The 26,477-nt window shown below is 61.3% G+C and carries 26 protein-coding genes and 1 other RNA gene; 15 read left to right on the forward strand and 12 right to left on the reverse strand.

Features of this window, described 5'->3' with window-relative positions:
* The first annotated feature begins 180 nt into the window (after positions 1 to 180).
* From ccoN to hemN, 12 genes are all read left to right on the forward strand, one after another.
* Positions 181 to 1,623, forward strand: a complete 1,443-nt coding sequence (ccoN, locus tag V8689_RS20545; RefSeq protein ID WP_003193164.1) for a cytochrome-c oxidase, cbb3-type subunit I — start codon at positions 181 to 183, stop codon at positions 1,621 to 1,623.
* A complete protein-coding gene (gene ccoO, locus V8689_RS20550) occupies positions 1,623 to 2,231 on the forward strand; it encodes a cytochrome-c oxidase, cbb3-type subunit II (RefSeq protein ID WP_003193167.1) in 609 nt (202 codons plus the stop codon). The genes ccoN and ccoO overlap by 1 nt, the downstream gene beginning before the upstream one ends.
* A gap of 5 nt (positions 2,232 to 2,236) precedes the next feature.
* The gene (locus V8689_RS20555) at positions 2,237 to 2,422 is read left to right on the forward strand and encodes a CcoQ/FixQ family Cbb3-type cytochrome c oxidase assembly chaperone (RefSeq protein ID WP_003193169.1); all 186 of its coding nucleotides are present in this window, start codon (positions 2,237 to 2,239) and stop codon (positions 2,420 to 2,422) included.
* The gene (ccoP, locus tag V8689_RS20560; RefSeq protein ID WP_003193173.1) at positions 2,419 to 3,396 is read left to right on the forward strand and encodes a cytochrome-c oxidase, cbb3-type subunit III; all 978 of its coding nucleotides are present in this window, start codon (positions 2,419 to 2,421) and stop codon (positions 3,394 to 3,396) included. The genes V8689_RS20555 and ccoP overlap by 4 nt, the downstream gene beginning before the upstream one ends.
* Positions 3,397 to 3,563: 167 nt before the next feature.
* On the forward strand, positions 3,564 to 3,818 hold the full coding sequence (locus V8689_RS20565; protein WP_003193175.1) for a type II toxin-antitoxin system Phd/YefM family antitoxin: 255 nt from the start codon (positions 3,564 to 3,566) through the stop codon (positions 3,816 to 3,818).
* Positions 3,818 to 4,228, forward strand: coding sequence for a type II toxin-antitoxin system VapC family toxin (locus V8689_RS20570; protein ID WP_032895837.1), 411 nt, complete (start codon positions 3,818 to 3,820; stop codon positions 4,226 to 4,228). Before V8689_RS20565 ends, V8689_RS20570 begins: the two co-directional genes overlap by 1 nt.
* A gap of 207 nt (positions 4,229 to 4,435) precedes the next feature.
* Positions 4,436 to 5,839, forward strand: a complete 1,404-nt coding sequence (gene ccoG / locus V8689_RS20575) for a cytochrome c oxidase accessory protein CcoG (RefSeq protein WP_032900812.1) — start codon at positions 4,436 to 4,438, stop codon at positions 5,837 to 5,839.
* A 14-nt stretch (positions 5,840 to 5,853) separates the two neighbouring features.
* A complete protein-coding gene (locus tag V8689_RS20580; RefSeq protein WP_014719446.1) occupies positions 5,854 to 6,393 on the forward strand; it encodes a FixH family protein in 540 nt (179 codons plus the stop codon).
* 125 nt (positions 6,394 to 6,518) lie between these two features.
* Positions 6,519 to 8,969, forward strand: coding sequence for a heavy metal translocating P-type ATPase (locus tag V8689_RS20585; RefSeq protein WP_056786639.1), 2,451 nt, complete (start codon positions 6,519 to 6,521; stop codon positions 8,967 to 8,969).
* Between the two features lie 22 nt (positions 8,970 to 8,991).
* Positions 8,992 to 9,204 carry a cbb3-type cytochrome oxidase assembly protein CcoS gene (gene ccoS, locus V8689_RS20590; RefSeq protein ID WP_003193184.1) on the forward strand — a complete coding sequence of 71 codons (213 nt, stop codon included), beginning with the start codon at positions 8,992 to 8,994 and terminating at the stop codon, positions 9,202 to 9,204.
* Complete coding sequence (locus tag V8689_RS20595; RefSeq protein WP_032895833.1) at positions 9,197 to 9,880, forward strand: sulfite exporter TauE/SafE family protein; 684 nt, start codon at positions 9,197 to 9,199, stop codon at positions 9,878 to 9,880. Before ccoS ends, V8689_RS20595 begins: the two co-directional genes overlap by 8 nt.
* 103 nt (positions 9,881 to 9,983) lie before the next feature.
* Complete coding sequence (gene hemN, locus V8689_RS20600) at positions 9,984 to 11,366, forward strand: oxygen-independent coproporphyrinogen III oxidase (protein WP_056786641.1); 1,383 nt, start codon at positions 9,984 to 9,986, stop codon at positions 11,364 to 11,366.
* Positions 11,367 to 11,372: 6 nt separating this feature from the next.
* Here hemN and V8689_RS20605 read toward each other — a convergent pair whose 3' ends face one another.
* Positions 11,373 to 11,834, reverse strand: coding sequence for a hypothetical protein (locus tag V8689_RS20605; RefSeq protein ID WP_003193188.1), 462 nt, complete (start codon positions 11,832 to 11,834; stop codon positions 11,373 to 11,375).
* 154 nt (positions 11,835 to 11,988) lie between these two features.
* On the opposite strand from V8689_RS20605, the gene fnr reads away from it, so the two are divergent.
* Together fnr and V8689_RS20615 are read left to right on the forward strand one after the other, a co-directional pair.
* Complete coding sequence (gene fnr / locus V8689_RS20610) at positions 11,989 to 12,723, forward strand: fumarate/nitrate reduction transcriptional regulator Fnr (protein WP_005790290.1); 735 nt, start codon at positions 11,989 to 11,991, stop codon at positions 12,721 to 12,723.
* A 76-nt stretch (positions 12,724 to 12,799) separates the two neighbouring features.
* Positions 12,800 to 13,348 carry an adenine phosphoribosyltransferase gene (locus V8689_RS20615; protein WP_003193191.1) on the forward strand — a complete coding sequence of 183 codons (549 nt, stop codon included), beginning with the start codon at positions 12,800 to 12,802 and terminating at the stop codon, positions 13,346 to 13,348.
* Between the two features lie 111 nt (positions 13,349 to 13,459).
* Here V8689_RS20615 and V8689_RS20620 read toward each other — a convergent pair whose 3' ends face one another.
* The 6 genes from V8689_RS20620 to V8689_RS20645 all read right to left on the reverse strand — a co-directional run bounded on the left by V8689_RS20620 (position 13,460) and on the right by V8689_RS20645 (position 20,121).
* Positions 13,460 to 14,608, reverse strand: coding sequence for an acyl-CoA dehydrogenase family protein (locus tag V8689_RS20620; protein WP_056786643.1), 1,149 nt, complete (start codon positions 14,606 to 14,608; stop codon positions 13,460 to 13,462).
* Positions 14,609 to 14,815: 207 nt separating this feature from the next.
* Positions 14,816 to 15,418 carry a recombination mediator RecR gene (gene recR / locus V8689_RS20625; RefSeq protein ID WP_032895829.1) on the reverse strand — a complete coding sequence of 201 codons (603 nt, stop codon included), beginning with the start codon at positions 15,416 to 15,418 and terminating at the stop codon, positions 14,816 to 14,818.
* Between the two features lie 66 nt (positions 15,419 to 15,484).
* Positions 15,485 to 16,519, reverse strand: coding sequence for an NADP-dependent oxidoreductase (locus V8689_RS20630; RefSeq protein WP_056786975.1), 1,035 nt, complete (start codon positions 16,517 to 16,519; stop codon positions 15,485 to 15,487).
* A 140-nt stretch (positions 16,520 to 16,659) separates the two neighbouring features.
* Positions 16,660 to 16,998, reverse strand: coding sequence for a YbaB/EbfC family nucleoid-associated protein (locus V8689_RS20635; protein ID WP_003193199.1), 339 nt, complete (start codon positions 16,996 to 16,998; stop codon positions 16,660 to 16,662).
* 43 nt (positions 16,999 to 17,041) lie between these two features.
* On the reverse strand, positions 17,042 to 19,102 hold the full coding sequence (gene dnaX, locus V8689_RS20640) for a DNA polymerase III subunit gamma/tau (protein WP_056786646.1): 2,061 nt from the start codon (positions 19,100 to 19,102) through the stop codon (positions 17,042 to 17,044).
* 77 nt (positions 19,103 to 19,179) lie between these two features.
* On the reverse strand, positions 19,180 to 20,121 hold the full coding sequence (locus V8689_RS20645) for a DMT family transporter (protein ID WP_434520586.1): 942 nt from the start codon (positions 20,119 to 20,121) through the stop codon (positions 19,180 to 19,182).
* Between the two features lie 98 nt (positions 20,122 to 20,219).
* On the opposite strand from V8689_RS20645, the gene V8689_RS20650 reads away from it, so the two are divergent.
* Positions 20,220 to 21,083, forward strand: coding sequence for a LysR family transcriptional regulator (locus V8689_RS20650; protein ID WP_056786664.1), 864 nt, complete (start codon positions 20,220 to 20,222; stop codon positions 21,081 to 21,083).
* Between the two features lie 121 nt (positions 21,084 to 21,204).
* Here the strand turns inward: V8689_RS20650 and V8689_RS20655 are convergent, their stop codons facing one another.
* The 5 genes from V8689_RS20655 to V8689_RS20675 form a co-directional block, all read right to left on the reverse strand.
* The gene (locus V8689_RS20655; RefSeq protein WP_056786667.1) at positions 21,205 to 21,795 is read right to left on the reverse strand and encodes a hypothetical protein; all 591 of its coding nucleotides are present in this window, start codon (positions 21,793 to 21,795) and stop codon (positions 21,205 to 21,207) included.
* 1 nt (position 21,796) lies between these two features.
* Positions 21,797 to 22,843 (reverse strand): N-acetylmuramidase family protein, encoded by a 1,047-nt coding sequence (locus V8689_RS20660; protein WP_047711554.1) that lies wholly within the window; start codon positions 22,841 to 22,843, stop codon positions 21,797 to 21,799.
* A 158-nt stretch (positions 22,844 to 23,001) separates the two neighbouring features.
* A complete protein-coding gene (locus V8689_RS20665) occupies positions 23,002 to 24,963 on the reverse strand; it encodes a hypothetical protein (protein WP_056786670.1) in 1,962 nt (653 codons plus the stop codon).
* 151 nt (positions 24,964 to 25,114) lie between these two features.
* Positions 25,115 to 25,211: signal recognition particle sRNA small type (gene ffs, locus V8689_RS20670), an RNA gene on the reverse strand.
* A 98-nt stretch (positions 25,212 to 25,309) separates the two neighbouring features.
* Positions 25,310 to 26,476 carry a zinc-binding metallopeptidase family protein gene (locus V8689_RS20675; protein WP_056786672.1) on the reverse strand — a complete coding sequence of 389 codons (1,167 nt, stop codon included), beginning with the start codon at positions 26,474 to 26,476 and terminating at the stop codon, positions 25,310 to 25,312.
* Between the last annotated feature and the right edge of the window lies 1 nt (position 26,477).

Here is a 26,477-nt window from a genome sequence, read left to right on the forward strand (position 1 = left end):
CTGTCCACTCGATCAGCTTTCTATTTTTGATTTTGTCCCTACGCCAAACATGGAAAGGGCGCAGAATCTGGCGTGGAACGCATTGATCCAGGTCAGCCATTGCGTTGCAATGGCCCCTCGCTTTCTACATACTTGCGGCCGATTTTACCTATAAAAAAACCTAAACCGTGGAACCTTAGAATGAGCACAGCAATCAGTCCGACTGCTTATAACTATAAGGTAGTCCGCCAGTTCGCCATCATGACGGTGGTCTGGGGGATCCTTGGCATGGGGCTCGGGGTGTTCATCGCCTCGCAACTGGTTTGGCCGCAATTGAATTTCGACCTACCCTGGACGACTTTCGGCCGCCTGCGCCCGCTGCACACCAACCTGGTGATCTTCGCCTTCGGCGGATGTGCACTGTTTGCCACCTCCTACTATGTCGTGCAGCGCACCTGCCAGACGCGACTGATCTCCGATGGCCTTGCCGCCTTCACCTTCTGGGGCTGGCAGGCGGTCATCGTCGGCGCCATCATCAGCCTGCCCCTGGGCTACACCACCACCAAGGAATACGCCGAGCTGGAATGGCCGATCGCCATTTTGCTTGCCATCGTGTGGGTGACCTACGGCCTGGTGTTCTTCGGCACCATCGTCAAGCGCAAGACCAAGCACATCTACGTGGGCAACTGGTTCTACGGCGCCTTTATCGTGGTCACGGCGATGCTGCACATCGTCAACCACGCCTCCCTGCCGGTGAACCTGTTCAAGTCCTATTCGGCCTATTCCGGCGCAACGGACGCGATGATCCAGTGGTGGTACGGCCACAACGCCGTAGGCTTCTTCCTCACCACCGGTTTCCTGGGGATGATGTACTACTTCGTGCCCAAGCAGGCCGAGCGTCCGATCTACTCGTATCGCCTGTCCATCGTGCACTTCTGGGCGCTGATCACCTTGTACATCTGGGCCGGCCCTCACCACTTGCACTACACCGCCCTGCCGGATTGGGCACAGTCCCTGGGCATGGCGATGTCGATCATCCTGCTGGCGCCAAGCTGGGGCGGCATGATCAACGGCATGATGACCCTCTCGGGCGCCTGGCATAAGCTGCGCACCGATCCGATCCTGCGGTTTTTGGTGGTCTCCCTGGCGTTCTACGGCATGTCGACCTTCGAAGGGCCGATGATGGCGATCAAGACCGTCAACTCGCTGTCCCACTACACCGACTGGACCATCGGCCACGTACACGCCGGGGCGCTGGGCTGGGTAGCGATGATCTCCATTGGCGCGCTGTACCACATGATCCCCAAACTGTTCGGCCGCGCGCAGATGCACAGCGTCGGGCTGATCAACGCGCACTTCTGGCTGGCCACTATCGGCACCGTGCTCTACATCGCCTCGATGTGGGTCAACGGCATCACCCAGGGCCTGATGTGGCGTGCGATCAACGATGACGGCACCCTTACCTACTCCTTCGTCGAAGCGCTGCAAGCCAGCCACCCGGGCTTTATCGTACGTGCCCTGGGCGGTGCGTTCTTTGCCAGCGGCATGCTGTTGATGGCCTACAACGTCTGGCGCACCGTGCGTGCCAGTGACCCTGTTGAAGCCGAAGCCGCCACCAAGATCGCCGTTGTGGGAGCTCACTGATGAAGCATGAAGTAGTCGAGAAGAACATCGGCCTGCTGGCCTTCTTCATGGTCATCGCCGTGAGCATCGGCGGCCTGACCCAAATCGTCCCGCTGTTTTTCCAGGACGTGACCAACAAGCCGGTCGAAGGCATGAAGCCACGCACCGCCCTTGAACTGGAGGGCCGCGACGTCTACATCGCCAACGGTTGCGTGGGCTGCCACTCGCAGATGATCCGCCCCTTCCGCGCCGAAACCGAACGCTACGGCCACTACTCGGTTGCCGGTGAAAGCGTGTGGGACCACCCGTTCCTGTGGGGTTCCAAGCGTACCGGCCCGGACCTGGCCCGTGTGGGTGGGCGTTACTCCGATGACTGGCAGCGTGCGCACCTGTACAACCCGCGCAACGTGGTGCCGGAGTCGAAAATGCCGGCGTACCCGTTCCTCGTGGAAAACAAGCTCGACGGCAAGGACACCGCCAAGAAGATGGAAGTCTTGCGCACCCTGGGCGTGCCCTACACCGACGAAGACATCGCCGGTGCGGCCGCCGCCGTGAAGGGCAAGACCGAAATGGACGCATTGGTGGCCTACCTGCAAGGCCTTGGCACCATCATCAAAAGCAAACGGTGACCTTCATGGATATCGGGATGATTCGTGGCCTGGGCACCGTTGTGGTGATGGTGGCCTTTATCGGCCTGGCGTTGTGGGTGTTCAGCCCACGGCGCAAGTCGGAGTTTGACGACGCGACCATGCTGCCCTTCGCAGATGACCCCGAAGCCATCAAGCACGTCGAGCAAGCTTCTAGGAGTAACAAAGAATGACTACGTTCTGGAGTCTGTACGTCACAGTCCTCAGTCTGGGTACCATCTTCGCCCTGACCTGGCTGCTGCTGTCGACCCGCAAGGGCCAGCGCACCGAGCAGACGGACGAGACCGTCGGCCACTCGTTCGACGGCATTGAGGAGTACGACAACCCGCTGCCCAAGTGGTGGTTCATGCTGTTTGTCGGCACCATCGTCTTCGCCCTTGGCTACCTGGTGCTCTACCCTGGCCTGGGCAACTGGAAGGGCCTGCTGCCGGGCTACAACTACCTCGACAACGACAAGCAAACCCCTTTCGCCAACGGCCAGACCGGCTGGACCGGCGTGCACGAATGGGAAAAGGAAATGGCCAGGTCGGAGGCCAAGTTCGGGCCGATCTTCGCCAAGTTCGCGTCGATGCCGATTGAAGAAGTCGCCAAGGACCCGCAAGCCTTGAAGATGGGCGGCCGCTTGTTTGCCTCCAACTGCTCGGTGTGCCACGGCTCCGACGCCAAGGGCGCCTACGGCTTCCCCAACCTGACCGACGCCGACTGGCGCTGGGGTGGCGAACCCAACACCATCAAGGAAACCATCATGAAGGGCCGCCACGCGGTGATGCCAGGCTGGGCCGAAGTCATCGGCGAGCAGGGCGTGGCCGACGTAGCAGCCTTTGTGGTGACCAACCTCGACGGCCGCAAACTGCCGGAAGGCGCCAAGGCCGATGTGGCCAACGGTGAGAAACTCTTCGCCGCCAACTGCGTGGCCTGCCACGGCCCGGCCGGTAAAGGCACCCCAGCCATGGGCGCGCCCGACCTGACGCATCCGGGTGCGTTCATCTACGGTTCAAGCTTCGCGCAACTGCAGCAGACCATCCGCTATGGCCGCCAGGGCCAGATGCCGGCGCAAGAGCAGTTGCAAGGGAATGACAAGGTGCACCTGCTTGCGGCGTATGTGTATAGCTTGTCTCATGGGGATAAGAAGGCTGAGGAGCAGTAAGACCTCTGAAACAATGGAGCCCCGCGCAGCGAATGCTGGCGGGGCTTTTTTGTTCTGGCGCCGAACCTTTCAAAGCCAACTCTACCGTTCGTAACCTCAACCTTGCCGCGCGCACTCGTCAAGTAGTAACGTAACTACATTCAATCCAGCGAAGGGGGACCTACCCCATGACCATCACTACCATTTCCAGCCGCGAATTCAATCAAGACACAAGTGGTGCCAAAAAAGCCGCCCGCAAAGGGCCGGTTTTTATCACTGATCGCGGCAAGCCTGCCCATGTACTGCTAAGCATTGAGGAGTACCAGAAGCTGACAGGTCTGAACGCCGACATTGTCGACCTGTTGGTGATGCCGGAAGCGGCCGATATCGACTTCGAAACCGAACGTGCCGTGATCATTCATCGACCCGTGGACTTTTCTTGATGTATCTACTCGACACAAATGTGATCTCTGAACTGCGTAAACCTCAGGCTGATGCAAATGTCGTGGCTTGGGCAAAAAGCGTAGTAGCGCCGCGCATGTTTATTTCGGCGATCACGCTGAAGGAACTGGAAACCGGAGTCCTGCGAATTGAACGGCGAGACCCGGTTCAGGGGAAGGTGTTGAGAACCTGGCTCAAGCGTCATGTAATGCCCGCCTTCGATGCCAGAATCCTGCCCGTCGATGCAGCAGTCGCGTTGCGTTGCGCGCACTTGCATGTACCCGACCGGGCCAACGAAAGCGATGCATTGATTGCCGCAACCGCGCTGGTTCACGGACTCACCGTAGTCACGCGCAACGTCAGCGACTTCAAATCGAGTGGCGTGCCACTGCTCAATCCATGGGACGAATGACCGGCTTACCGGCAAAAACCGTCCATACTTGCCAAGTCAATTGATCCAGATCATGTACACCATCAATTGACTTCCCCCAACGCGACCAAAGGTCGCACCCTTTGCACACCATCGGGGGCGTATCATTAGGCCACTGCAACACCCTTAATTTGACCCCGGCTGGCACGTACTGGCCGAGGCAAATCTCCACCGCCGTGGGATGCAATGATGAGCGACCAGATACCGGTACATAACGTTACCCCGCCTGCCAAAACCGTCGACCTCTACGCTTCGAGAGAGAAGATCTACACCCGCGCCTTCACTGGCTTGTTCCGCAATTTGCGCATGGTCGGCGGTGCCGCTCTGTTCCTGTTGTACTTCGGCACCGTGTGGCTGAACTGGGGCGGTCACCAGGCGGTATGGTGGAATCTGCCGGAGCGTAAATTCTTTATTTTTGGTGCAACGTTCTGGCCCCAGGATTTCATCCTGCTGTCGGGCATTCTCATTGTGGCGGCATTTGGCCTGTTCTTTATCACCGTGTACGCCGGGCGCGTGTGGTGCGGCTATACCTGCCCGCAAAGCGTGTGGACGTGGATCTTTATGTGGTGTGAAAAGGTCACCGAAGGCGACCGCAACCAGCGCATCAAGCTCGACAAGGCGCCGATGAGCGCCAACAAGTTCCTGCGCAAGTTCAGCAAGCACAGCCTGTGGCTGCTGATTGGCTTTGCCACCGGCATTACCTTTGTCGGCTACTTCTCGCCGATCCGCGAACTGGTATTCGATTTCTTCACTGGCCAGGCCGATGGCTGGTCGTATTTCTGGGTGGGTTTCTTCACCCTCGCCACCTATGGGAACGCCGGCTGGCTGCGCGAACAGGTGTGCATCTACATGTGCCCCTACGCGCGCTTCCAGAGCGTGATGTTCGACAAGGACACCTTGATCGTGTCCTACGACCCGCGCCGTGGCGAAGTGCGTGGGCCGCGTAAAAAGGGTACCGACTACAAGGCCCAGGGCCTGGGCGACTGCATCGATTGCACGATGTGTGTGCAGGTGTGCCCTACCGGTATCGACATCCGCGACGGGCTGCAAATCGAATGCATCGGTTGCGCCGCCTGTATCGATGCCTGCGACAACATCATGGACAAGATGGAGTACCCACGCGGACTGATCAGCTACACCACCGAACACAACCTGTCGGGGCAGAAAACCCATAAGCTGCGCCCGCGCCTGATCGGTTACGCCCTAGTGTTGCTGGCGATGATCAGCCTGTTGGTGGCCGCCTTCTTCATGCGCTCGCTGGTGGGTTTCGACGTCAGCAAGGACCGCGTGCTGTACCGTGAAAACGCCGAAGGACGCATCGAAAACGTCTACAGCCTGAAGATCATGAACAAAGACCAGCGCGACCACACCTACGTGCTCGACGCCGCTGGCCTGCCAGACCTCAAGCTGCAAGGCCGTCGCGAAATCAAAGTGGCCGCGGGCGATATCGTCAGCATGCCAGTGGAGTTGTCGAGTGCGCCGGAGCAGTTGCCGTCGAGCACCAACGAGGTGACCTTCATCCTCGAAGACGCCGATGACACCAGCGTCCATATTGAAGCCAAGAGCCGATTCATCGGCCCACAAGTCCGTTAACAGGGAACACACGCATGCCTGCAACTACTGCCGCCAGCCCTTGGTACAAGCACCTCTGGCCCTGGATCATCATCGCGATTCTGGCCTGCTCGGTGACCCTGACCTTGTCCATGGTGACCATCGCGGTGAATAACCCGGACAACCTGGTCAACGACAACTACTACGAGGCCGGCAAAGGCATCAACCGGTCCCTGGACCGCGAACGCTTGGCCCAGACCCTGCAACTGCGCGGCAAGCTGCACCTGGACGAACTGACCGGCGAGGTCGAGCTGCAACTGACTGGCTACAGCAATCCAAACACCCTGGAGCTGAACCTGATCTCCCCGACCCAGCCAGAGAAGGATCGCAAGATCAACCTCACCCGCAGCGACAGCGAGCCCGGCCGCTATATCGGGCAGGTCACCGACAAGGTCGAAGGTCGCCGCTTCGTGGAATTGCTCGGGGTGGAAGGCGGCAACACCTGGCGCCTGTTCGAAGAAGAAGAGGTCAGCCACGACAAGGACCTGCTGCTGGGTGACGAACCGTTGCAGGGCGCCGAGGACCTGAAGAAGTAGACGATGATCGTTCCCACGCTCTGCGTGGTAACGCCTTGCTGGACGCTCTGCGTCTGCTTTGTGACGCAGAGCGTCACGGGCAACATTCCCACGCAAAGCGTGGGAACGATCTACGGAACTGAGCAATGACCCAACCCACCCCCTGCTACCACTGCGCCCTACCCGTCCCCTCCGGCAGCCGGTTCACCGCCCAGATCCTCGGCGAACGCCGCGAACTCTGCTGCCCGGGCTGCCAGGCCGTGGCCGAGGCGATAGTGGCCGGCGGGCTGGAAAGCTATTACCAACACCGCAGCGAAGCCTCGGCCAACCCCGAGGCGCTGCCCGTGCAGTTGGTGGACGAACTGGCGCTGTACGACCGCGCCGATGTGCAAAAACCCTTTGTGCGCCATCAAGGCGACCTGGCCGAAACCACCCTGCTGATGGAAGGCATCAGTTGCGCCGCCTGCGGCTGGTTGATCGAGAAACACCTGCGCAGCCTGCCCGCCGTGGCCGAAGCGCGACTGAACCTCTCCAACCACCGCCTGCACGTGCGCTGGGCCGATGGGCAATTGCCGTTGAGCCAACTGCTCAGCGAGCTGCGCCATATCGGTTACGCCGCCCACCCTTACCAGGCCGACCGCGCTGCCGAACAATTGGCCAGCGAGAATCGCCTGGCCCTGCGACAGCTGGGGGTCGCCGGCTTGCTGTGGTTCCAGGCCATGATGGCAACCATGGCCACCTGGCCGGAATTCAATATCGACCTGAGCCCGGAGCTGCACATCATCCTGCGCTGGGTGGCGATGTTTCTGACCACGCCCATCGTGTTCTACAGCTGCGCACCCTTCTTCAAAGGCGCCCTGCGTGACTTGCGCACGCGCCACTTGACCATGGACGTCTCGGTGTCCCTGGCGATTGGCGGCGCGTACCTGGCCGGCATCTGGACCGCGATCACGGGTGTAGGCGAGTTGTATTTCGATGCCGTGGGCATGTTTGCCCTGTTCCTGCTGGCCGGGCGCTACCTTGAGCGCCGCGCCCGGGAACGCACCGCCGCAGCCACCGCCCAACTGGTCAACCTGTTGCCTGCCTCCTGCCTGCGCCTCAAGGACGATGGCCAGAGCGAGCGCATCCTGCTTAGCGAATTGGCGCTGGGTGATCGGGTGCTGGTGCATCCCGGTGCGGTGCTGCCGGCGGATGGGGTGATTCTCGACGGCCAATCCAGCATTGATGAATCCCTGCTGACCGGCGAGTACCTGCCGCAACCTCGGCGCACGGGTGACAGCGTCACGGCCGGCACGCTGAATGTCGAGGGCGCGCTGACCGTCGAAGTGCGCGCATTGGGCCATGACACCCGCTTGTCCGCCATCGTACGCCTGCTGGAGCGCGCCCAGGCCGAGAAGCCGCGCCTGGCGCAAATCGCCGACCGCGCTGCGCAGTGGTTCTTGTTGTGCTCGCTGATCGCCGCCGCGCTGATCGGCCTGCTGTGGTGGGAGTTGGACCCATCCCGAGCGTTCTGGATTGTACTGGCGATGCTGGTGGCGACCTGCCCGTGCGCGCTGTCTCTGGCCACGCCCACCGCGCTCACCGCCGCCACCGGCACCTTGCACAGTCTTGGATTGCTGCTGACCCGCGGCCATGTGCTCGAGGGCTTGAACCAGATTGATACAGTGATTTTCGACAAGACCGGCACCCTCACCGAAGGGCGCCTGGCGTTGCGCGCCATCCGGCCCCTGGGCGCACTGGACAGCGACCAATGCCTGGGCCTGGCCGCCGCCCTGGAGAATCGCTCCGAACACCCGATTGCCCGTGCCTTCGGCCGTGCGCCGCTGGCCGCCGATGAGGTGCTGAGCACTCCAGGCCTGGGCCTGGAAGGTCGTGTGGGCGAACGTCTGCTGCGCATCGGCCAGCCGGGTTTTGTCTGTGAACTCAGTGGCAGCGCGATTCCCGCCTCACCGGACGAAGCCGGGCAATGGCTGCTGCTGGGCGACCGCAGCGGGGCGCTGGCCTGGTTTGTACTGGATGACCGCCTGCGCAGCGACGCACCCGCCTTGCTCGCCGCCTGCAAGGCGCGGGGCTGGCGCACGCTGCTGCTCTCCGGCGACAGTTCGCCGATGGTGGCCAGTGTCGCCTCTGAGCTGGGTATCGACGAAGCCCACGGCAGCCTGCGCCCTGACGACAAGCTGCAGGTGCTGCAAACCCTGCACAAGGAAGGTCGCAAAGTGCTGATGCTGGGCGATGGGGTCAATGATGTGCCGGTGCTGGCCGCCGCTGATATCAGCGTGGCGATGGGCTCGGCCACGGACCTGGCGAAAACCAGCGCCGATGCGGTGCTGTTGTCCAACCGCCTGGATGCGCTGGTGCAGGCCTTCAGCCTGGCGCGGCGTACTCGCCGAGTGATCATCGAGAACCTGTTGTGGGCCGGGTTGTACAATGGGCTTATGCTGCCGTTTGCCGCCCTGGGTTGGATCACTCCGATCTGGGCGGCGATCGGCATGTCCCTCAGTTCGTTGACCGTGGTGCTCAACGCGTTGCGCCTCACTCGCCTGCCGAGCGCGCAAGCCCCGGGCACCGCCCCAGTAACCCGCCCGCTGCCGGCCTGAGCCGCGCGGGCATGGAGTACAGATGCCAGCTCTCTATGTGATGATTCCGGCGGCACTGCTGTTAGTGGGCGTGGCCATCTACATCTTCTTCTGGGCCGTGGACAGCGGCCAATACGAAGACCTCGATGGCCCGGCCCACAGCGTGCTGTTCGACGACCAGGACCCGAACCACCTGGCCGCCATTGACGAAGCCAACAGCCCCGAGCAACCGCCCAAAGAGCCCCCCCATGCTTGAGCTGGCGCCTTTGCTGGTCTCGGCGCTGATCCTCGGCCTGCTCGGCGGCGGCCATTGCCTGGGCATGTGCGGCGGACTGATGGGCGCGCTGACCCTGGCGATCCCCAAGGAACAACGCAGCCGCCGCTTTCGCCTACTGCTGGCGTACAACCTGGGGCGCATCCTCAGCTATGCCACCGCCGGTTTGTTGATCGGCCTGGCCGGCTGGGCGGTGGCCAACAGCCCGGCGGCGATGTTCATGCGTGTGCTCGCCGGCTTGCTGCTGATCTGCATGGGCCTGTACCTGGCCGGCTGGTGGAGCGGCCTCACCCGTATCGAGAGCCTGGGGCGTGGCCTGTGGCGGCATCTGCAGCCGGTGGCCAACCGTTTGCTGCCGGTGTCCAGCCTGCCGCGAGCCTTGCTGCTGGGCGCGCTGTGGGGCTGGTTGCCGTGCGGGCTCGTCTACAGCACCCTGCTATGGGCCGCGAGCCAGGGCAATGCGCTGGACAGTGCCTTGCTGATGCTGGCGTTCGGGCTGGGCACCTGGCCGGTGCTGCTGGCCACCGGGCTGGCCGCCGAACGCGTGACCGCGTTGTTGCGCAAGCGCAGCGTGCGGGTGGCCGGCGGCGTGCTGGTGATGATCTTCGGTCTCTGGACCTTGCCCGGCCCCCATCAGCACTGGCTAATGGGGCATTAACAGGCCCTGTGGCATAGCGCCGCTCCCCGTTGATGCAAATCAAGATGCCCGCACCACCCTGCCCCTAGACTCGGCCCACTAGCCAATCCGGGGGACCGCCCGCATGCTCGACGCCATTCGTTGGGACACAGATCTGATTCACCGCTACGACTTGGCGGGGCCGCGCTACACGTCCTACCCCACCGCCGTACAATTTGACAGCCAGGTCGGCACCTTCGACCTGCTCCACGCCCTGCGTGACAGCCGCAAGGCCGTAAGGCCACTGTCGCTGTATGTGCATGTGCCGTTCTGCGCCAACATTTGTTACTACTGCGCCTGCAACAAGGTGATCACCAAGGATCGTGGCCGCGCCCAGGCCTACCTGCAGCGCCTGGAGCAGGAAATCCAATTGGTGGCCTGCCACCTCGACCCGCAGCAGCCCGTGGAGCAACTGCATTTCGGCGGCGGTACGCCAACCTTTCTCAGCCACGATGAACTGCGCCAGGTGATGAAATGCCTGCGCCAGCATTTCAATTTGCTGGAGGACGATTCGGGCGACTACGGCATCGAAATCGACCCGCGTGAAGCCGACTGGGCCACCATGGGCCTGCTGCGCGAACTGGGCTTCAACCGCGTGAGCATCGGCCTGCAAGACCTCGACCCCGAGGTGCAACGGGCGGTCAATCGCCTGCAAAGCCTGGAAGAAACCCGCGCCGTGATCGATGCAGCGCGCACCTTGCAATTTCGCTCGATCAATATCGACCTGATCTACGGCCTGCCCAAGCAGTCGCCGTTGAACTTTGCGCGCACCGTGGAAGAAGTCATCCGCTTGCAGCCTGACCGCCTGTCGGTGTTCAACTACGCGCACCTGCCGGAACGCTTCATGCCCCAACGGCGGATCAACACTGACGAGCTGCCCTCGCCGGCAGAAAAACTGCTGATGCTGCAAACCACCATCGAACAACTGACCCAGGCCGGTTACCGCTACATCGGCATGGACCACTTTGCCCTGCCGGACGACGAACTGGCGGTGGCCCAGGAAGAAGGCAAGCTGCAGCGCAATTTCCAGGGCTACACCACCCACGGGCACTGCGACCTGATTGGGCTGGGGGTGTCGGCGATCAGCCAGATCGGCGACCTGTATTGCCAGAACAGCAGTGACCTGAACCAGTATCAGAATGCCTTGGCGGGCGCGCAATTGGCGACCAGCCGCGGCCTGGTCTGCACCACGGATGATCGGTTGCGCCGGGACGTGATCCAGCAATTGATCTGCAATTTCAGCCTGGCATTCGAGGGGATCGAACAGACGTACAACATCGATTTTCGCGGCTACTTTGCCGAGTTATGGCCGCAGTTGCAGACCATGGCGGACGATGGCTTGATCGAACTGAACGCCCAAGGCATTCGCGTACTGCCAGCAGGGCGCTTGCTGGTGCGCTCGGTGTGCATGGTGTTCGATGTCTACCTGGAGCACCAGAACAGGCAGCGGTTTTCGCGGGTTATCTAAAAGCGTTTACTTCATGGCCAGGCTGGCGGCCTTGACTGCATCACCCGCACTCATGTCTTTCATCGCCTTGGTCAGGGACGCCTGGGCGCTGGTCAAGCTGGCTTGCAGTGCGCTCAACGCTGACTGCAGCCCGGAGAGTCGAGCACGGGCTTGTTCAGGGCTGAGATTTCTGTCGGCCATTACCGCAGCCATCTCGGCCTGTTTCTCGGCGATCTGTTTTTTGATCTCACGGATCATCTTCAGCAGGTTCTTGACGTTGTCCGCCAAGCCACTGTCGTCGATATCACTGTTTGAGGTTTTCTCAGCCGCCGCCGCTTTCATCGCAGCGCCGGAAATGGTCACTGACACCGCAGGCTTGGCTTCATCCGTCGGCGCAACCGCAGCAGCATCGGTCGCGGCAGCCTTCTTGGTTTCGGGCAGTGCCTGGATCTGGGTGCGTGAAGCCAGTTGTGTACTGAGGGATAACATGGTCTGAGCCACCGTGTTGGTATTCGATGGCAGTGCTATCGGCCGTTTCGGGCAAATCTTTACTTCGCGACAGGTTTTTGTACAGGCTGGCCTCCGTGCCCCCCAGTGCGTTACCCTTACGTCTTATGTGTGTTTTCCCACAAGGATTTAAGAAATGTCCGAGCCAGTCAAACTGCGCGCTCACAGCCAGGCCCATTGCAAGGATTGCAGCCTGGCCCCCCTCTGCCTGCCACTTTCATTGAATCTGGAAGACATGGATGCGCTGGACGACATCGTCAAACGCGGCCGCCCACTGAAAAAAGGCGAGTTTCTGTTTCGCCAGGGCGACAAGTTTGATTCCGTCTATGCAGTACGCTCGGGCGCATTGAAGACCTTCAGCCTCAGCGATGGCGGCGAAGAACAAATCACCGGTTTCCACCTGCCCAGCGAGTTGGTCGGGCTGTCGGGGATGGACACCGAGATTCACCCGGTGTCGGCCCAGGCCCTGGAGACGACGTCGGTGTGCGAAATTCCATTCGAGCGTCTGGATGAGTTGGCCCTGCAACTACCGCAATTGCGCCGCCAGTTGATGCGCGTGATGAGTCGCGAGATTCGTGACGACCAGCAAATGATGCTGCTGCTGTCGAAGAAAACCGCCGACGAGCGCATCGCCACGTTCCTGGTCAACCTGTCGGCGCGCTTCCGTGCCCGTGGGTTCTCGGCCAACCAGTTCCGCCTGAGCATGTCGCGCAATGAGATCGGTAATTACCTGGGCCTGGCAGTGGAGACCGTGTCCCGCGTGTTTACCCGTTTCCAGCAGAACCAGTTGATTGCCGCAGAAGGTAAAGAGGTGCATATCCTCGACCCGATCCAGCTGTGTGCATTGGCTGGCGGTTCCCTGGAGGTCTGATCCAGACTGCGGCCGCGCCAATCGGCGAGGCCGCAGGTATACTTCGAGTCCGTTTTCCGCTCTGGACTCCTCGACGATGACCTTTGATTCGTTCGACATCAAATCCCTGATTCGCCCCGTCATCGACTTCCCCAAGCCTGGGGTGATCTTCCGTGACATCACGCCGCTGTTCCAATCGCCCCGCGCCTTGCGCCTGGTAGCCGACAGCTTTGCCCAACGCTATGTCGAAGCCGACTTCACCCATATTGGTGCGATGGATGCCCGTGGCTTCCTGATCGGCTCGATCATCGCTTACCAGCTCAACAAGCCGCTGATCCTGTTTCGCAAGCAAGGCAAGCTGCCGGCGGACGTGCTGGCCGAGGGTTACCAGACCGAGTACGGTGAAGCCTTCCTGGAAGTGCACGCCGACAGCCTGTGCGAAGGCGATTCTGTGTTGATGTTCGATGACCTGATCGCCACCGGCGGCACCCTGATTGCGGCGGCGAACCTGGTGCGGCGCATGGGGGCAAAGATCTTTGAAGCGGCGGCGATTATCGATTTGCCGGAGCTGGGTGGCTCGCAGCGGTTGGCAGACATGGGGATTCCGACGTTTTGCCTGACGCAGTTTGGGCTGACCGAAAGGTAAGGGTCGTCAATACTGCCGCCATCGCGGGCAAGCCCGGCTCCCACCTAGGACTGCATTCCCCTGTGGGAGCCGGGCTTGCCCGCGATGAGGCCCGAAAGAACGCCCTGAACGTCAAAGCCCCATCTGCTTACTGATGATTTCATTCATCACTTCACGCGTCCCGCCACCAATCGACAGAATCCGGTTATCGCGATACAGCCGCTCCACCAGGCTGCCACGCATATACCCCTGCCCACCCAGGATCTGCACCGCGTCATACGTCACCCGATCAGCGGTATCGGTAGCCAGGTTCTTGGCCATGGAAATCTCTTTGATCACGCTCTTGCCGGCGGCCATCTTCGCGGCCTGGCGATAGGTGAACTCGCGGGAAACTTCCACGGCGGTAGCCATTTCCGCCAGGCGATGCTTGAGCACCTGGAATTTGCCGATGGGTTTGCCGAATGCTTCACGCTGGGCGGCCCACTGGAGGCTTTCTTCCAGGGCCAGTTGCGCGGTCATGTTGGCCATCAAGGCCAAGGCTAGACGCTCGCTCTGGAAGTTGCCCATGATGCAGGCAAAGCCCATGTTCTCGACGCCGATAAGGTTGCCCACCGGCACGCGGCAATCGTCGAAGAACAACTCGGCGGTGTCCGACGCCCACCAGCCCATCTTCTTCAGCGGCTGGCCGACGGTGAAACCCGGGGTGTCTTTTTCGATCAGCAGTAAGCTGATGCCGCTAAATCCTGGCCCGCCCGTGCGCACGGCCACGGTGTAGAAGTCCGCGCGAATGCCGCTGGTGATAAAGGTCTTGGCGCCGCTCACGCGGTAATGCTCGCCCTCACGTACGGCACGGGTTTGCAAGTTGGCCACATCAGAGCCGCCGCTGGGTTCGGTGACCGCCAGGGCGATGATCTTTTCGCCAGCCAGCACCAGAGGCGCTATGCGCTCACGCACGTCGGGCCGGGCCCATTTGACGATGGGCGGCAGGCCGATATCCAGCGAGCCGAGCCCTGCCACTACGCCACCAGAGCCGCAGCGCATCAGTTCTTCGCTGGCGGCGACCTTGGCGAACAGATCGCCTTCGTGGCTGCCACCCAGGGTTTCGGGGTAGCCAATGCCCAGAATGCCCGCCGCACCGGCCTTGAGATAGAGCTCGCGAGGAAAGCTCTCCGCTTCCTCCCACTGCTCGATGCCGGGCAACATCTCGCGCTCGACGAAGCGGCGCACGCTGTCGCGGACCAATTGGTGGCTGGGATCGAAGTATTCCTGATAGGCAGACATCGGCAAGCTCCATGGCGGGATGGAGAGAACTTACCAAGCGCTTGCTTGGTTATCAAGCCATGCGTCTGCGCTAACCCTGTAGGAGCGAGCTTGCTCGCGAAAAACGTCAACGATAACGCGTGCTTCCTGAGTGAACGCGGCGCCTATTGGTTTTTCGCGAGCAAGCTCGCTCCTACAGGGTTAGGAAGTCCCAGATTGCAGTGGGTTTTAGAGGGCGATGGGTTTGCGGCCTGCGAACGAGTGCGCCAAGGTACCGCCATCCACCAACTCCAACTCCCCTCCCAACGGCACGCCATGGGCGATCCGCGAAGTGATCAAGCCTTTGTTGGTCAGCAGTTGGGCGATGTAGTGCGCCGTGGCTTCACCTTCCACCGTCGGGTTGGTCGCCAGGATCACTTCAGTGAAGGTGCCCTGCTCTTGGATCCGCGCCACCAATTGTGGAATACCGATGGCTTCCGGCCCCAGGCCATCGAGCGGCGACAGGTGGCCCTTGAGCACAAAGTAACGCCCGCGATAACCGGTCTGCTCAACGGCGTATACATCCATCGGCCCTTCCACCACGCACAGCAACGTGTCGTCGCGACGCGGGTCGGCGCATTGTGGGCAGAGTTCTTCTTCGGTAAGGGTGCGGCACTGGCGGCAGTGGCCCACGCCTTCCATGGCCTGGCTCAGAGCCTGGGCAAGGCGAGTGCCGCCGCTGCGATCACGCTCCAGCAGTTGCAGCGCCATGCGCTGGGCAGTTTTCTGGCCGACACCGGGCAAAGTGCGCAAGGCGTCGATCAGTTGGCGAATCAGGGGGCTGAAGCTCATGGGCGAAGGGTCCGACAAAACAACGAGACGCGGTTTATACCCGCGCCCCGGATTAGCGTCAAATACTCAATCCTGCGCGACGCGCACCACCAACTTGCCGAAGTTGCGCCCTTCGAGCAGGCCGATAAAGGCTTCGGGCGCCTGCTCCAGGCCATCGACCACGTCCTCGCGGAACTTGATCTTGCCCTCGCGCACCCAAGGCGCCATGGCGCTGAGGAACTCCGGCTGGCGGTCGCCATAGTCGTCGAACACGATAAAGCCCTGGATGCGCACCCGCTTGGTCAGCAAGGTGCGTTGCAGCGCCGGCAAACGGTCAGGGCCGCTGGGCGCTTCATGGGCGTTATAGCCGGCGATCAACCCGCACAGCGGCACGCGCGCCTTGGGGTTGAGCAAAGGCAGCACGGCATCGAAGACTTTACCGCCGACGTTTTCGAAGTAGATGTCCACACCTTTGAAGCAGGCCAGGGCCAGCTCATGGGCGAAATCTTCGCGCTTGTGGTCGATACAGGCGTCAAAGCCCAACTCATCCACCACATAGCGGCACTTGTCTGCGCCACCGGCAATGCCCACCACGCGCAAGCCCTTGAGCTTGGCCACCTGGCCCACCACCGACCCCACCGCGCCAGACGCCGCTGCCACCACCAGGGTTTCCCCGGCCTTGGGCTGGCCGATATCCATCAAGCCCATATAGGCCGTCATGCCCGGCATACCCAGTACGCCCAAGGCCATCGACGGGCTCGGCAGGCCCTTGGGCAGCGGGATCAGGTTATGGCCTTCGCAAATGCAGTGGCTTTGCCAGCCAGTGGCGCCGACCACCAGGTCGCCCACTTCGAATTTCGGGTTACGCGATTGCTCGACACGGCTGACAGCGCCACCGGTCATCACCTCGCCGATTTCCACGGGTGCTGCGTAGGACGGCGCGTCACTCATGCGTCCACGCATGTAGGGGTCCAAAGACAGGTACAGGGTCTTGAGCAGCACCTGGCCGTCTGCCAGGTCCGGCAGGCTTACACGTTCCAGGCGAAAGTTTTCCGGCGTGGGGGCGCCTTGAGGCCGTGAGACCAGAACGATGCGTTGGTTGAGCGTCATTTCTTGAGGCATCAGCGGGGCTCCTTTATCGGTGAGGGGTTTCAACGGTATAGGGTGCAGACCATCGATGAAGGCTTGGGGTTCGATGTTTCGGCCGCGCAAAAAAATGCCAGGCGCGATGCCTGGCATTTGAGTCTAGCTAAAAGCGTGTGTCAGAACGGCAGTTTCATGCCCGGTGGCAGTTGCATGCCAGCGGTCACGCCGGACATTTTGTCCTGGCTGTTGGCTTCGATCTTGCGCACAGCGTCATTGACGGCTGCGGCGAACAGCGCTTCGAGCATTTCCAGGTCATCTTCACCCACGCCCGGCAATACGCTTGGGTCGATGCTGACACGCTTGATGTCGTGACGACCGGTCATCACCACGCTGACCATATCGCCACCGGCTTTACCGGTGACTTCGGCGTTGGCCAGTTCTTCCTGCATCTTGGCCATTTTTTCCTGCATCTGCTGCGCCTGCTTCATCAGGCCGGCCATGCCACCTTTCATCATGGGAATCACCTCAAAAGTACGTGGATCAATGAGTAGCCCGGTGTCATGACGCTTGGGACACCGGGGCTTCGACAGGTTCAATAGTATCGTGGCGGACGACCGCACCGAACTGTTGCATCATTTGTTGGATAAGCGGATCTGCGTGGATCGAATCCTCGGCCTCGCGCTGGCGGTTAAGGCGCCGACGGGTCGCTGCCTGGGCCGGTGTTTCCTGCTCGGGCTTGATCAGTTCGATGGCGATGGTCAGTGTGCGCCCATGGTACTGGTTGAGCGCATCGTTGAGCCGGCGCTGCTGGGTGGCGTTGAACAAGGCGCTATGGGCCGGGTCCAGGTGCAGCAGCCAGTGGTCGCCTTCGATGGAAATCAAGGTGCAGTTGGCGGCGATACTGCCGGTCATGCCGGAGATCGGCAATTTCGGAAACAATTCCAGCCATTGCAGGGCCAGGCCGGTAGCCGGGGCCGCGGCAGGTTCTGCCTCGGGCTCGGGCGCAGGTTCGGCGGTGTGCTCGCTGGCCAAGTCGTCCAGGTAGCTGTAGGCCGAATCCATATCCGGCTCGATGTAGTCTTCGTCCAGCGGCGGTTCGTCGTCCAAGTCAATGCCTGGGGTGGCCGCATCAACCTGGGCGACCGTCGGCTCAGGAACCGGGGCCGACACCCACTCAGGGGCATCCGGCACCACGCTGTCCGGAGTCGGCGCAGGCATCGGCGTCAGCTCGGGTTGCTCGCTGGTGGTTTCCAGCACGGGCTCCACTGCGGGCTGTTGCTCGGGCTCTACTTGCGCTTCGACCGGGTCATTCCAGGGCAGGTCGACCACGGGCGCGGGCTCGATGACCGGCTCGGGCTCGACCACCGGTGCGACGGCAACCGGCGCAGGTTCGGGCTCAGGTGCCGGCGCAACCGGCTCAGGCACAGCAACTACTGGCGCAACAACGGCCGCGCCAGCCACGGGTTTGGCGGAATCAACTGTGGCCTGGCTGATCCCCACTGGCTTTAGCGGCTGTCTCGGCGCGTCTGCCGAATCTGCTGGCCGGAACGCCAGCATGCGCAGCAGCACCATTTCAAAGCCACCCCGCGGGTCGGGTGCCAGGGGCAGGTCGCGGCGGCCGATCAGGCCCATCTGGTAGTAGAACTGCACGTCTTCGGCCGGCAAAGCCTGGGCCAGGGCCAATACGCGATCACGGTCGCCATGGCCGTTGTCCACGCCTTCCGGCAGGGCCTGGGCGATGGCAACGCGGTGCAATACGTTGAGGATTTCGGAGAGCACACCGTTCCAGTCCGGGCCTTGCTCCGACAGGTGGCGCACCGCTTCGAGCAACGCTTTGGCGTCACCCTCGATCAGCGCGTGCAGCACGTCGAACACCTGGCCGTGGTCCAGGGTACCGAGCATGGCGCGCACGTCGGCGGCCATGACCTTGCCTTCACCGAAGGCGATGGCCTGGTCGGTGAGGCTCATGGCATCGCGCATCGAACCATCGGCGGCGCGGCCCAGCAACCACAGTGCGTCGTCTTCGAACGGTACGTTCTCGACGCCCAGCACATGGGTCAAATGCTCGACCACACGCTCGGGGGTCATGTTTTTCAGGGAGAACTGCAGGCACCGCGACAAAATCGTTGCCGGAAGTTTCTGCGGGTCGGTGGTGGCCAGGATGAACTTGACGTAGGGCGGCGGCTCTTCCAGGGTTTTCAACAAGGCGTTGAAGGAGTGGCTGGACAGCATGTGCACTTCGTCGATCAGGTAGACCTTGAAGCGGCCACGGCTCGGCGCGTACTGCACGTTGTCCAGCAGCTCGCGGGTGTCTTCGACCTTGGTGCGGCTCGCGGCGTCGATCTCGATCAGGTCGACGAAACGCCCCTCGTCGATCTCACGGCACACCGAACAGGTGCCACAAGGCGTCGAGGTGATACCGGTTTCACAATTCAGGCACTTGGCGATGATGCGCGCAATCGTGGTCTTGCCCACCCCGCGTGTACCGGTGAACAGGTAGGCGTGGTGCAGCCGTTGGCTGTCCAAGGCATTGATCAGAGCCTTGAGCACATGGGTCTGGCCGACCATTTCGCGGAACGAGCGCGGGCGCCATTTACGTGCAAGAACCTGATAACTCATCGAAAACCGTCGCAACTGGGAAGCGGAAGCCGGTAATGCTAGCGGAGCAAGGGGGAAATTGCATCCGGCACGCTCGTCTAATCTGACGAAGCCTGTTCAATAGGCCTCCTAGAGGGCGTCTGCGGGCGCTCTGTGGGCACGCTTGAACACCAGCGCCTTTCCAGGCTGATAGCGGCGACGCTGGCCAGCATGATCACCGCGCCCAGCATCACCTGCAGGGTGACGTGTTCGCCAAGCAGCGTGGCGGCCATCAGCATGGCAACCGGGGGAATCAGGTACATCGCCACCGACGCGCGACTGACCTCGACGTGCTTCAACACGTAACCCCAGGCCAGATAGGCCAAGGCGCTGGGGAAAATGCCCAGCACCAGCACGGCAAGATTTTCCGCCATCGGCGCCTGCACGATGGCGGCGGGCAGGCCCGGCAGGTGCACGCACAGCATCAGGGTGCCGGACCACACCATGTAGCACGCCATGGTCAACGGGCTGTAGCGCTGGGCATGATGCCGCTGGATGGCGAAGTACACACTCCATGAGCAGGCCGCCAGCAAGATCAGCAAACCTCGCGGGTTGAGATCGCCCATGCCCTGGTCGCCCCAGATCACCACCAGTACGCCAGCCAACCCCAACAGCACGCAGCCCCAACGCCAGGCGCTGACCCGCTCCTTCAAGCAGAAAAACGCGATCAACACACTGAACAGCGGCGCCGACTGCGCCAACACACTCGACGCTGCCGCCGTCACCCATTGCTGACCATAATTGAGACTGGTGTGGTGCAGGAACACCCCGAAAAAGCCCAGCACCAGCAGCCACGGCACGTCGCGCAACGGTGGCCGTCTAATGCCCACCACCCAGGCCACGCCGCCCATGAACACCGAGGCGATCAAAAACCGCAGCAATGCCAATTGGCCGGGGCTGTAACTGTGCAGCCCCATGTGCACGCCGATGGGTGAATACGCCCAACAGAGGATGACGCTGGCAATGACTAGCGTAAGCTTTAGAGGTGACGGAGTATTCATCGACAGCATCCACGCAAAAGGAATGCTGCCAGTCTTGGCCCAGGCCAGGCATAGGACAATTAAGCGTTTCTGACTTCTGAAATCATTGGAACTGAGCAATGGAACTGGCCCAACTGAAAATGGTGCGAGCCGTGGCGCAAACCGGCAGCGTGTCCCAGGCTGCGCTGCAATTGCACTGCGTGCCGTCCAACATCACCACGCGCATCAAGCAGCTGGAAAGCGAGTTGGGCACGCCGTTGTTTATCCGTGCTGGCCGAGGGCTGGCGATCAGCGCTGCGGGAGAGATCTTCCTGGATTACTGCGAACGTATCCTGGCCTTGGTGGAAGAATCCAAACGCGCCGTGGATGCCAACGCCATTCCCCGTGGCACCTTGCGCATCGGCGCGGTGGAATCCAGTGCCAGCGGGCGCCTGCCGCCATTACTGGCGGAATACCACCGGCGTTATCCCGATGTCAGCCTGGAACTGGTCACCGGTGCCTGGGCGCAACTGCTGGACGACTTGCAGCACCACCGCCTGGATGTGGCGCTGGTGGCTGCCGGCGGCAAACGCACGAAGCTGGAACAGAGCGTGGTCTACAGCGAACGCCTGGTGCTGATCGCCAGCGCGTGCAGCGCACCTATCAACAGCGCCGAGGACTTGGCCGGCCGTACATTGCTGGTATGGCCGCCGGGCTGCCCTTATCGCGCCGCCCTGGAAAACTGGCTCAAGCCCCATGACGTCAAGCCAGCGATTGCCAGCTATGCCAGTTGGGGCACGATCATCGGATGCGTCAGCGCGGGGATAGGCGTGGCGTTGGCACCCGAGGGGATCCTGGCGCGCTATGAGCAGGCCAATCAGTTGGCGTCGTATCGCTTTGAAGCGCTGGCTCCGGTGGATAACCTGCTGTTCTGGCACACGGACACCCAGCGGCACCTGGCGCGAGATGCGTTTGCCGGGCTACTGCGCGAGACCTTCGGCTGACTCGCCCTAATAACCCTGATGTAGGAGCGAGCTTGCTCGCGAAAAACTCACAGGCGCCGCGTCTATTCAGAAAGCACGCGTTATCGTTGACGTTTTTCGCGAGCAAGCTCGCTCCTACAATTCAGGGCTTCGGGGCAGCCAACCGTGCGTACTGGGCCTGGCTGATCCAGCCTGTGAACGAACGGTCATCAGCGTTGATGAATTCCACCTGCGCCCAGCCGTCCTTGAACGCCAGTACGCCCACCACGTCATGCTTGACGATGTAGGGCCGCTTTGCCGCTTTGGCGCCCGGCGTTTTCAGCAGGTAAGCCTTGTCGGCAGACACCGTCACCAAACCGATCCATTGTTTGCTGGCGGTCTGGCTCAGCTCCAGGCCGGTGGCGATCTCCGGCATCAGCACATTGATGCAGCCAGGGTGTTGGCGGCCCTGCTCCACCGTCAGGGTCACCCCGTCGGGTGCCGCGGCCACACTGCCTGGGTAGGCAGCGTCCCGCCAGGTGGTGAGCGCCTCTGGCTTGCCTTGGAGGTAGAACGTGCAGCCACGGGCCACACCCTCGCCCATCGATTCCTGATAGAACCCCTCGACCTGATGCCCAGGCGTCACCGCCAGCATCAGCCCTTCATATTGACCTGAATGCAACGCCGCCGAGCCGGCCAACGCGGGCGCCACGGCGCACCACGACAACACTCCCATCGCCAGATAACGAATCATCTTATTTCTTCCCTTCAAAGGCTTCGTAGGCTTGTTTCATCAGGACGTCATAGTTGCCGTAATCATCGCCGTTATAGTTACGCGCCATGGCGGTAAAGTCCTTGTTTTTCATCGCGCTCAACAATGCCGAGTTGTGGCTGCAGAGGCTGAGATAGGCCTTGAGTTGGTTACCGGCATTGATCTTCAATGACGCCACGAACTCAAACACCGTCTTGAACCCGCACGCCGCAAAATTGAACCCCATGATCTGAAACATGCCCCAGGAGGCTGACATCAAGGCCGCTTCCTGGTCCAGCGCAAAGGCCGTGGCCATGGTCTCCCAGGCCTTGACCTGATCCTTGTTGTTCGTCTGCCATTGCGGGCCGGCTTTTTTCTTGTAGACATACGACAGCAGCGGCTGCGACTGGTCGTAGATGTGCTTGGTGTACTTGCGAAAGTGGTGCCCTTCAAAGGCGATGATCGGCAGCTTGGCCGGCCCAAACCCCACCTTCCCGCCCGACTCCACCGTGGCGAACGCCTTGACCACATTCACCGAAATACCGTTGCCCAATAGCTTGGCGGCATTCTGGAAATCCGTATCGCTCAAGGTTGTCCCGCCGTCGCAGGTGGACTGCATCATCAACTGCCGGTTACGCCGCTCAGCCTCGATCACCGCACGCACACGGTCCAGGTACACATTGACCGTGGCCTGCACCGCATCGACGTTGTTATTGCCGAAGATGTTGAGAAACGTCGGAATGCGCGTAGTGGGAAAAGCCCGCACCGGCACCTTCAGCGCCTCTTCGATCAGACTGTTGAACGTGCGCCCGGTGGGGTCGATCACGCCATCGGGATGGGCGTACTTGAGATGGCGAAACTGGTACTGGCTGATGCACTGCACCAACTGGCCGTCGCACTTGCCGTTTTCGAGCAAGGCAAAGCCCATCTTGGGAATGATCAAATTGAATAAATACTGGATGCACTGAACATCGGCGGGCAAGTTGCGGGCTTTGCCGGGCGTCCCTACCGGAGCACTGATAAGACGAGGCAACCCTTGCAGGCTTTTCATGACAGACATCCTTGTGAGTGAAAGAAGCGATAGCACTTCAATATCAAATCCATGCCCTTGTCATACTCTGAAACAAGTGGCCGGCGCAAGCTAACAAGGCGGTCTGCGGGTTGTCCAGAGGGCTTTATAAAAGTTGTGAAACAGCCGGATTAAATCCATCAGTAACCGTGGGATTCACGGGTCTTTTGATACTTGTGGTAGTCGAGCCACTCGACCACATCGTAGGGCAGATACAACTGCACCCTGGCCCGTGAAATCGCGATATACACCGCGCAGAGTCGTTGATCGAAGGCGTAGGCGTCCTGGAACTTCACATTGGTCAACAGTTCCGGGGTGAGCAGTACTCGGTCGAACTCCATGCCGCCCGCGTCCTGCGCCAGCATCAGCAGGACGCGCTCGTCCGGATGGCCGCTCAGCCGGTTCAACCGCGTGACATCCGCCACGTTGAAGCCTTTCTCCAGCTCGGCCTCGACCCACACAAACGCCTCATCGAACTGGCAGGCTTCGCGCACCTGCTGCCAATCGGCCATGTCGCTGAAAAACGGATGGGGGCCGAGGTCATTGAACTCATTGCTATAGAAATCGGGTTTGAACAACGCGATGACCGTGTCCATGAAGTGCTTGAGCGACTGCTGGGCCTCTTTGCTCGCCAGGCCGAACGCACAACGGGCGTGGCTCAGTTGGATCGCCCACTGCATGGTGTCCCAAGGGGATGCGGTCAACACCACGCAACCTTGCGGGGGCACAAAACCCTGGGGGTAAAACTCAATACCCACGTCGGCATCGCGGGCGCCTTCGAAAAGCGATTTGGTTTTTTCCGAGTGCAAGCTGATCAATGGGTTGACCAGGCGCTCGACATTGCGCCCGGAACGCACGGAGTAGCACACGTCGGTATGGCGAACCTCACGGGCGCGCTTGACCACGCCGCCGCTGGCCTGCTGATATTCATCCCCCAAGGTGATCAGCACCTGGCGGCCGCGCTCGATGATCTGCAGCAGCGGCGCCGGGATGTCCTGGCTCTCATCGATGAGCACGTGGGTATAGCGCTCGGGCACCACGCAGCCTGCCAGGCTGGCGCGCTTGATCATCAACAAGGCTTCAAACCCGGTATGGCGGCCCCAGGCCGGGTTCGCCTCAAGGTAGCCCCACAACCGGCTGGCATATTCGAGCAGCACCCTGGCATCGACGCCGGCGAGCGGTTGCTTGAAATGCGGCAAATGCTGGGCCGACAGGCTGTACTCCCAGGAGCGGCAGTAAGCCTCAAGCACCTTGAGGCACACCTCCACCACCGCTTGCCCTTCCAGGCGGCGGAAACCAAAGATATTCAGTTCTTGAGCGAGCGCCTGCTTGGTCGGCACCCTCACCGGCGTATTCAGCGGCTTTGGCCTCGGGCCATGCAATAGAGCATGGGCGAAGTCTTGGAAGGTATGCCCGGCCTTACGCTCCCGCGCTCCCACCATGCGGGCACGCAGGGTTTCGAGTTTTGCCGGGGTACGCGCCAGCAACAAGGTCTTTTCCGGGCGCAGGTGCTCCAGCAAGGCCACCAGCAGGTGGCTCTTGCCAATGCCGGCGTAACCTTGCACATGCAGGTCTTCGTTCAGGTTGGCGCGGAAGGTCCTGAGCAGCTTGTCCTGCTCGGCGCTCAACCAGCGCTCGCGGTGCCTGGGCGTGATCACCTGCTGGCTGAACGGGTCATTGGCCTTGAGGTGGCGGACTTTATACTCGACGTCCCATTTGCCACTGGGCAACAGATAGTCCCGCGCCTGTACTTCCTCCTCCAGCAGAAAGCGCAGTTTCAGGCTTTTGACCACATTGAGGCCGAAGTACAGCTTCCTCTGATCGAACAGCCGCTGCGCTTCAGAGAGCAGGGACACACTGGCCGAATGGCTGGCATCGACTGCCCAGTCAATCAGCTTGGCCAACACTTTTTCCGCACCGCTGGCGCTCAGGTCGCTTTCCGGCACCTGCGCCAGGTTCTGGATCACCAGCACCGCCGCCAACTCCGGCTCACTCAAGGCTACAAGCGCATCGCAACCCTTGCTGCCCAACAAACCCGCACAGGTGTGCTCCGTGATCGGCAAGAAAACAGGGCTGGATAAGTCGAAATGTTCCGAGTGCATAGAGCCTCGTAGCCAGGGGGAAGAGACGCTTGGGAGTATGCCACTAGATGCGAAATGACCGTCATGCACTGTGCAATAAGCATCACAGATGACTGGCTGAAAATAATGTGGGTTTTAGGAGGGACTGCAGAAGGGAGCGTTATGGAGGCAACCCCACCAGCCACACCCCGGCACACAATGTTCCCGCTGTGGCTGCTGCCTTCCGGCTCTGACCAGGTTCACGGGTAATCGTTGCGGGGGGACCGATGGGGTCACCATAACGACGCTGCCTCTCGGCAAGCCGCGCCATTGTACCCATCTCATCGGAAGTTACAACCGTTGGTTCCGGATTAAAAAATGAGAAGGCTCAAGCACTTGCCATAACCCCATCGGCCCTGCCGCCTTCTTCCTGGATGACCAGGTGAATAAAGTGCAGCTTGGCAATCACCGCGGGCGGCAGCACGAAGGGGTAGAAATCCGGCTGGCCCATGGCGCGGGACAGTTCGTTGAGCATGCCGGCCAGTTCGATCCAGGCATTGACGAAGGACAGGAATGCCGGGCCGCCAGGGTGTTGGGGGTCGTAGAGCGTGGTCAGGGGGAATGGCTGGTAATCCAGGTCCATCTCGCGGGCGCTCATGCCAAAGCCCAGGGCTGTGTCCACGGCGTCCATCATGTGCAGGTAGTGGGCCCAGGTTTCGGCCCAGTCTTCCCAGGGGTGCATGGTGGCGTAGGCGCTCACGCAGGTGAGTTGCCAGTCCGAGCGCGGGCCGTTCTGGTAGTGCTGGTCGAGTGCCTCGGCATAACTGGCGCGTTCGTCGCCGAACAGGTTGCGAAAAGGTGTGAGCCAGTGGCTGTTGGCGATCAGGCGGTCCCAGTAGTAATGACCGACTTCATGGCGGAAATGGCCGAGCAAGGTGCGGTAGGGCTCGCGCATCTGTACGCGGACTTTTTCGCGGTGGGCGTCGTCGGCTTCCTTGATGTCCAGGGTGATCAGCCCATTGGCGTGGCCGGTGGTGGGCGCGTTGCCTTCCAAGTCGATTCCGATGAAGTCGAAGGCCAGGCCAGTCTCTTCGTCAACGCTCTTGGGCACCACTTGCAGGCCCAGGCTGATCAGTTGCGCCACCAAGCGGCGCTTGGCGGTTTCGACTTTGCGCCAGCGTTCGGGGTTTTCCGCAATCGATAAATCAGGGATGGTGCGGTTCAGGCTACAGGCCACGCACAACGGCGCGGTGCTGTGGGCAGGTATCAGCCAGTTGCACGCGGCCGGTGAGTCGAGGTTGGCGCAGCGCCGGAAAGCGCCGGCATCGAGATTGTCGTCGGCCAGCCACGTACCGACCACCGGCCCAGGTTGGAGGGACGACAGGCGGCTTTGCTGCGGCTGGTAACCCAACGCCGCCTGGCAGGCTAGGCATTGGCTGTTGCGAAAGAACAGCGACTGGCCACACCGGCATTGCCACACCTTGCTGTTGCGCGAGGTTTCGGCCATGAACGGAGCGGCGATGCGCGTGCTGAGTTGCTCGAAGTAGCGGAACATG

Source organism: Pseudomonas sp. AK181, assembly GCF_051122975.1.
In the GTDB taxonomy this organism is placed as follows: domain Bacteria; phylum Pseudomonadota; class Gammaproteobacteria; order Pseudomonadales; family Pseudomonadaceae; genus Aquipseudomonas; species Aquipseudomonas lactis.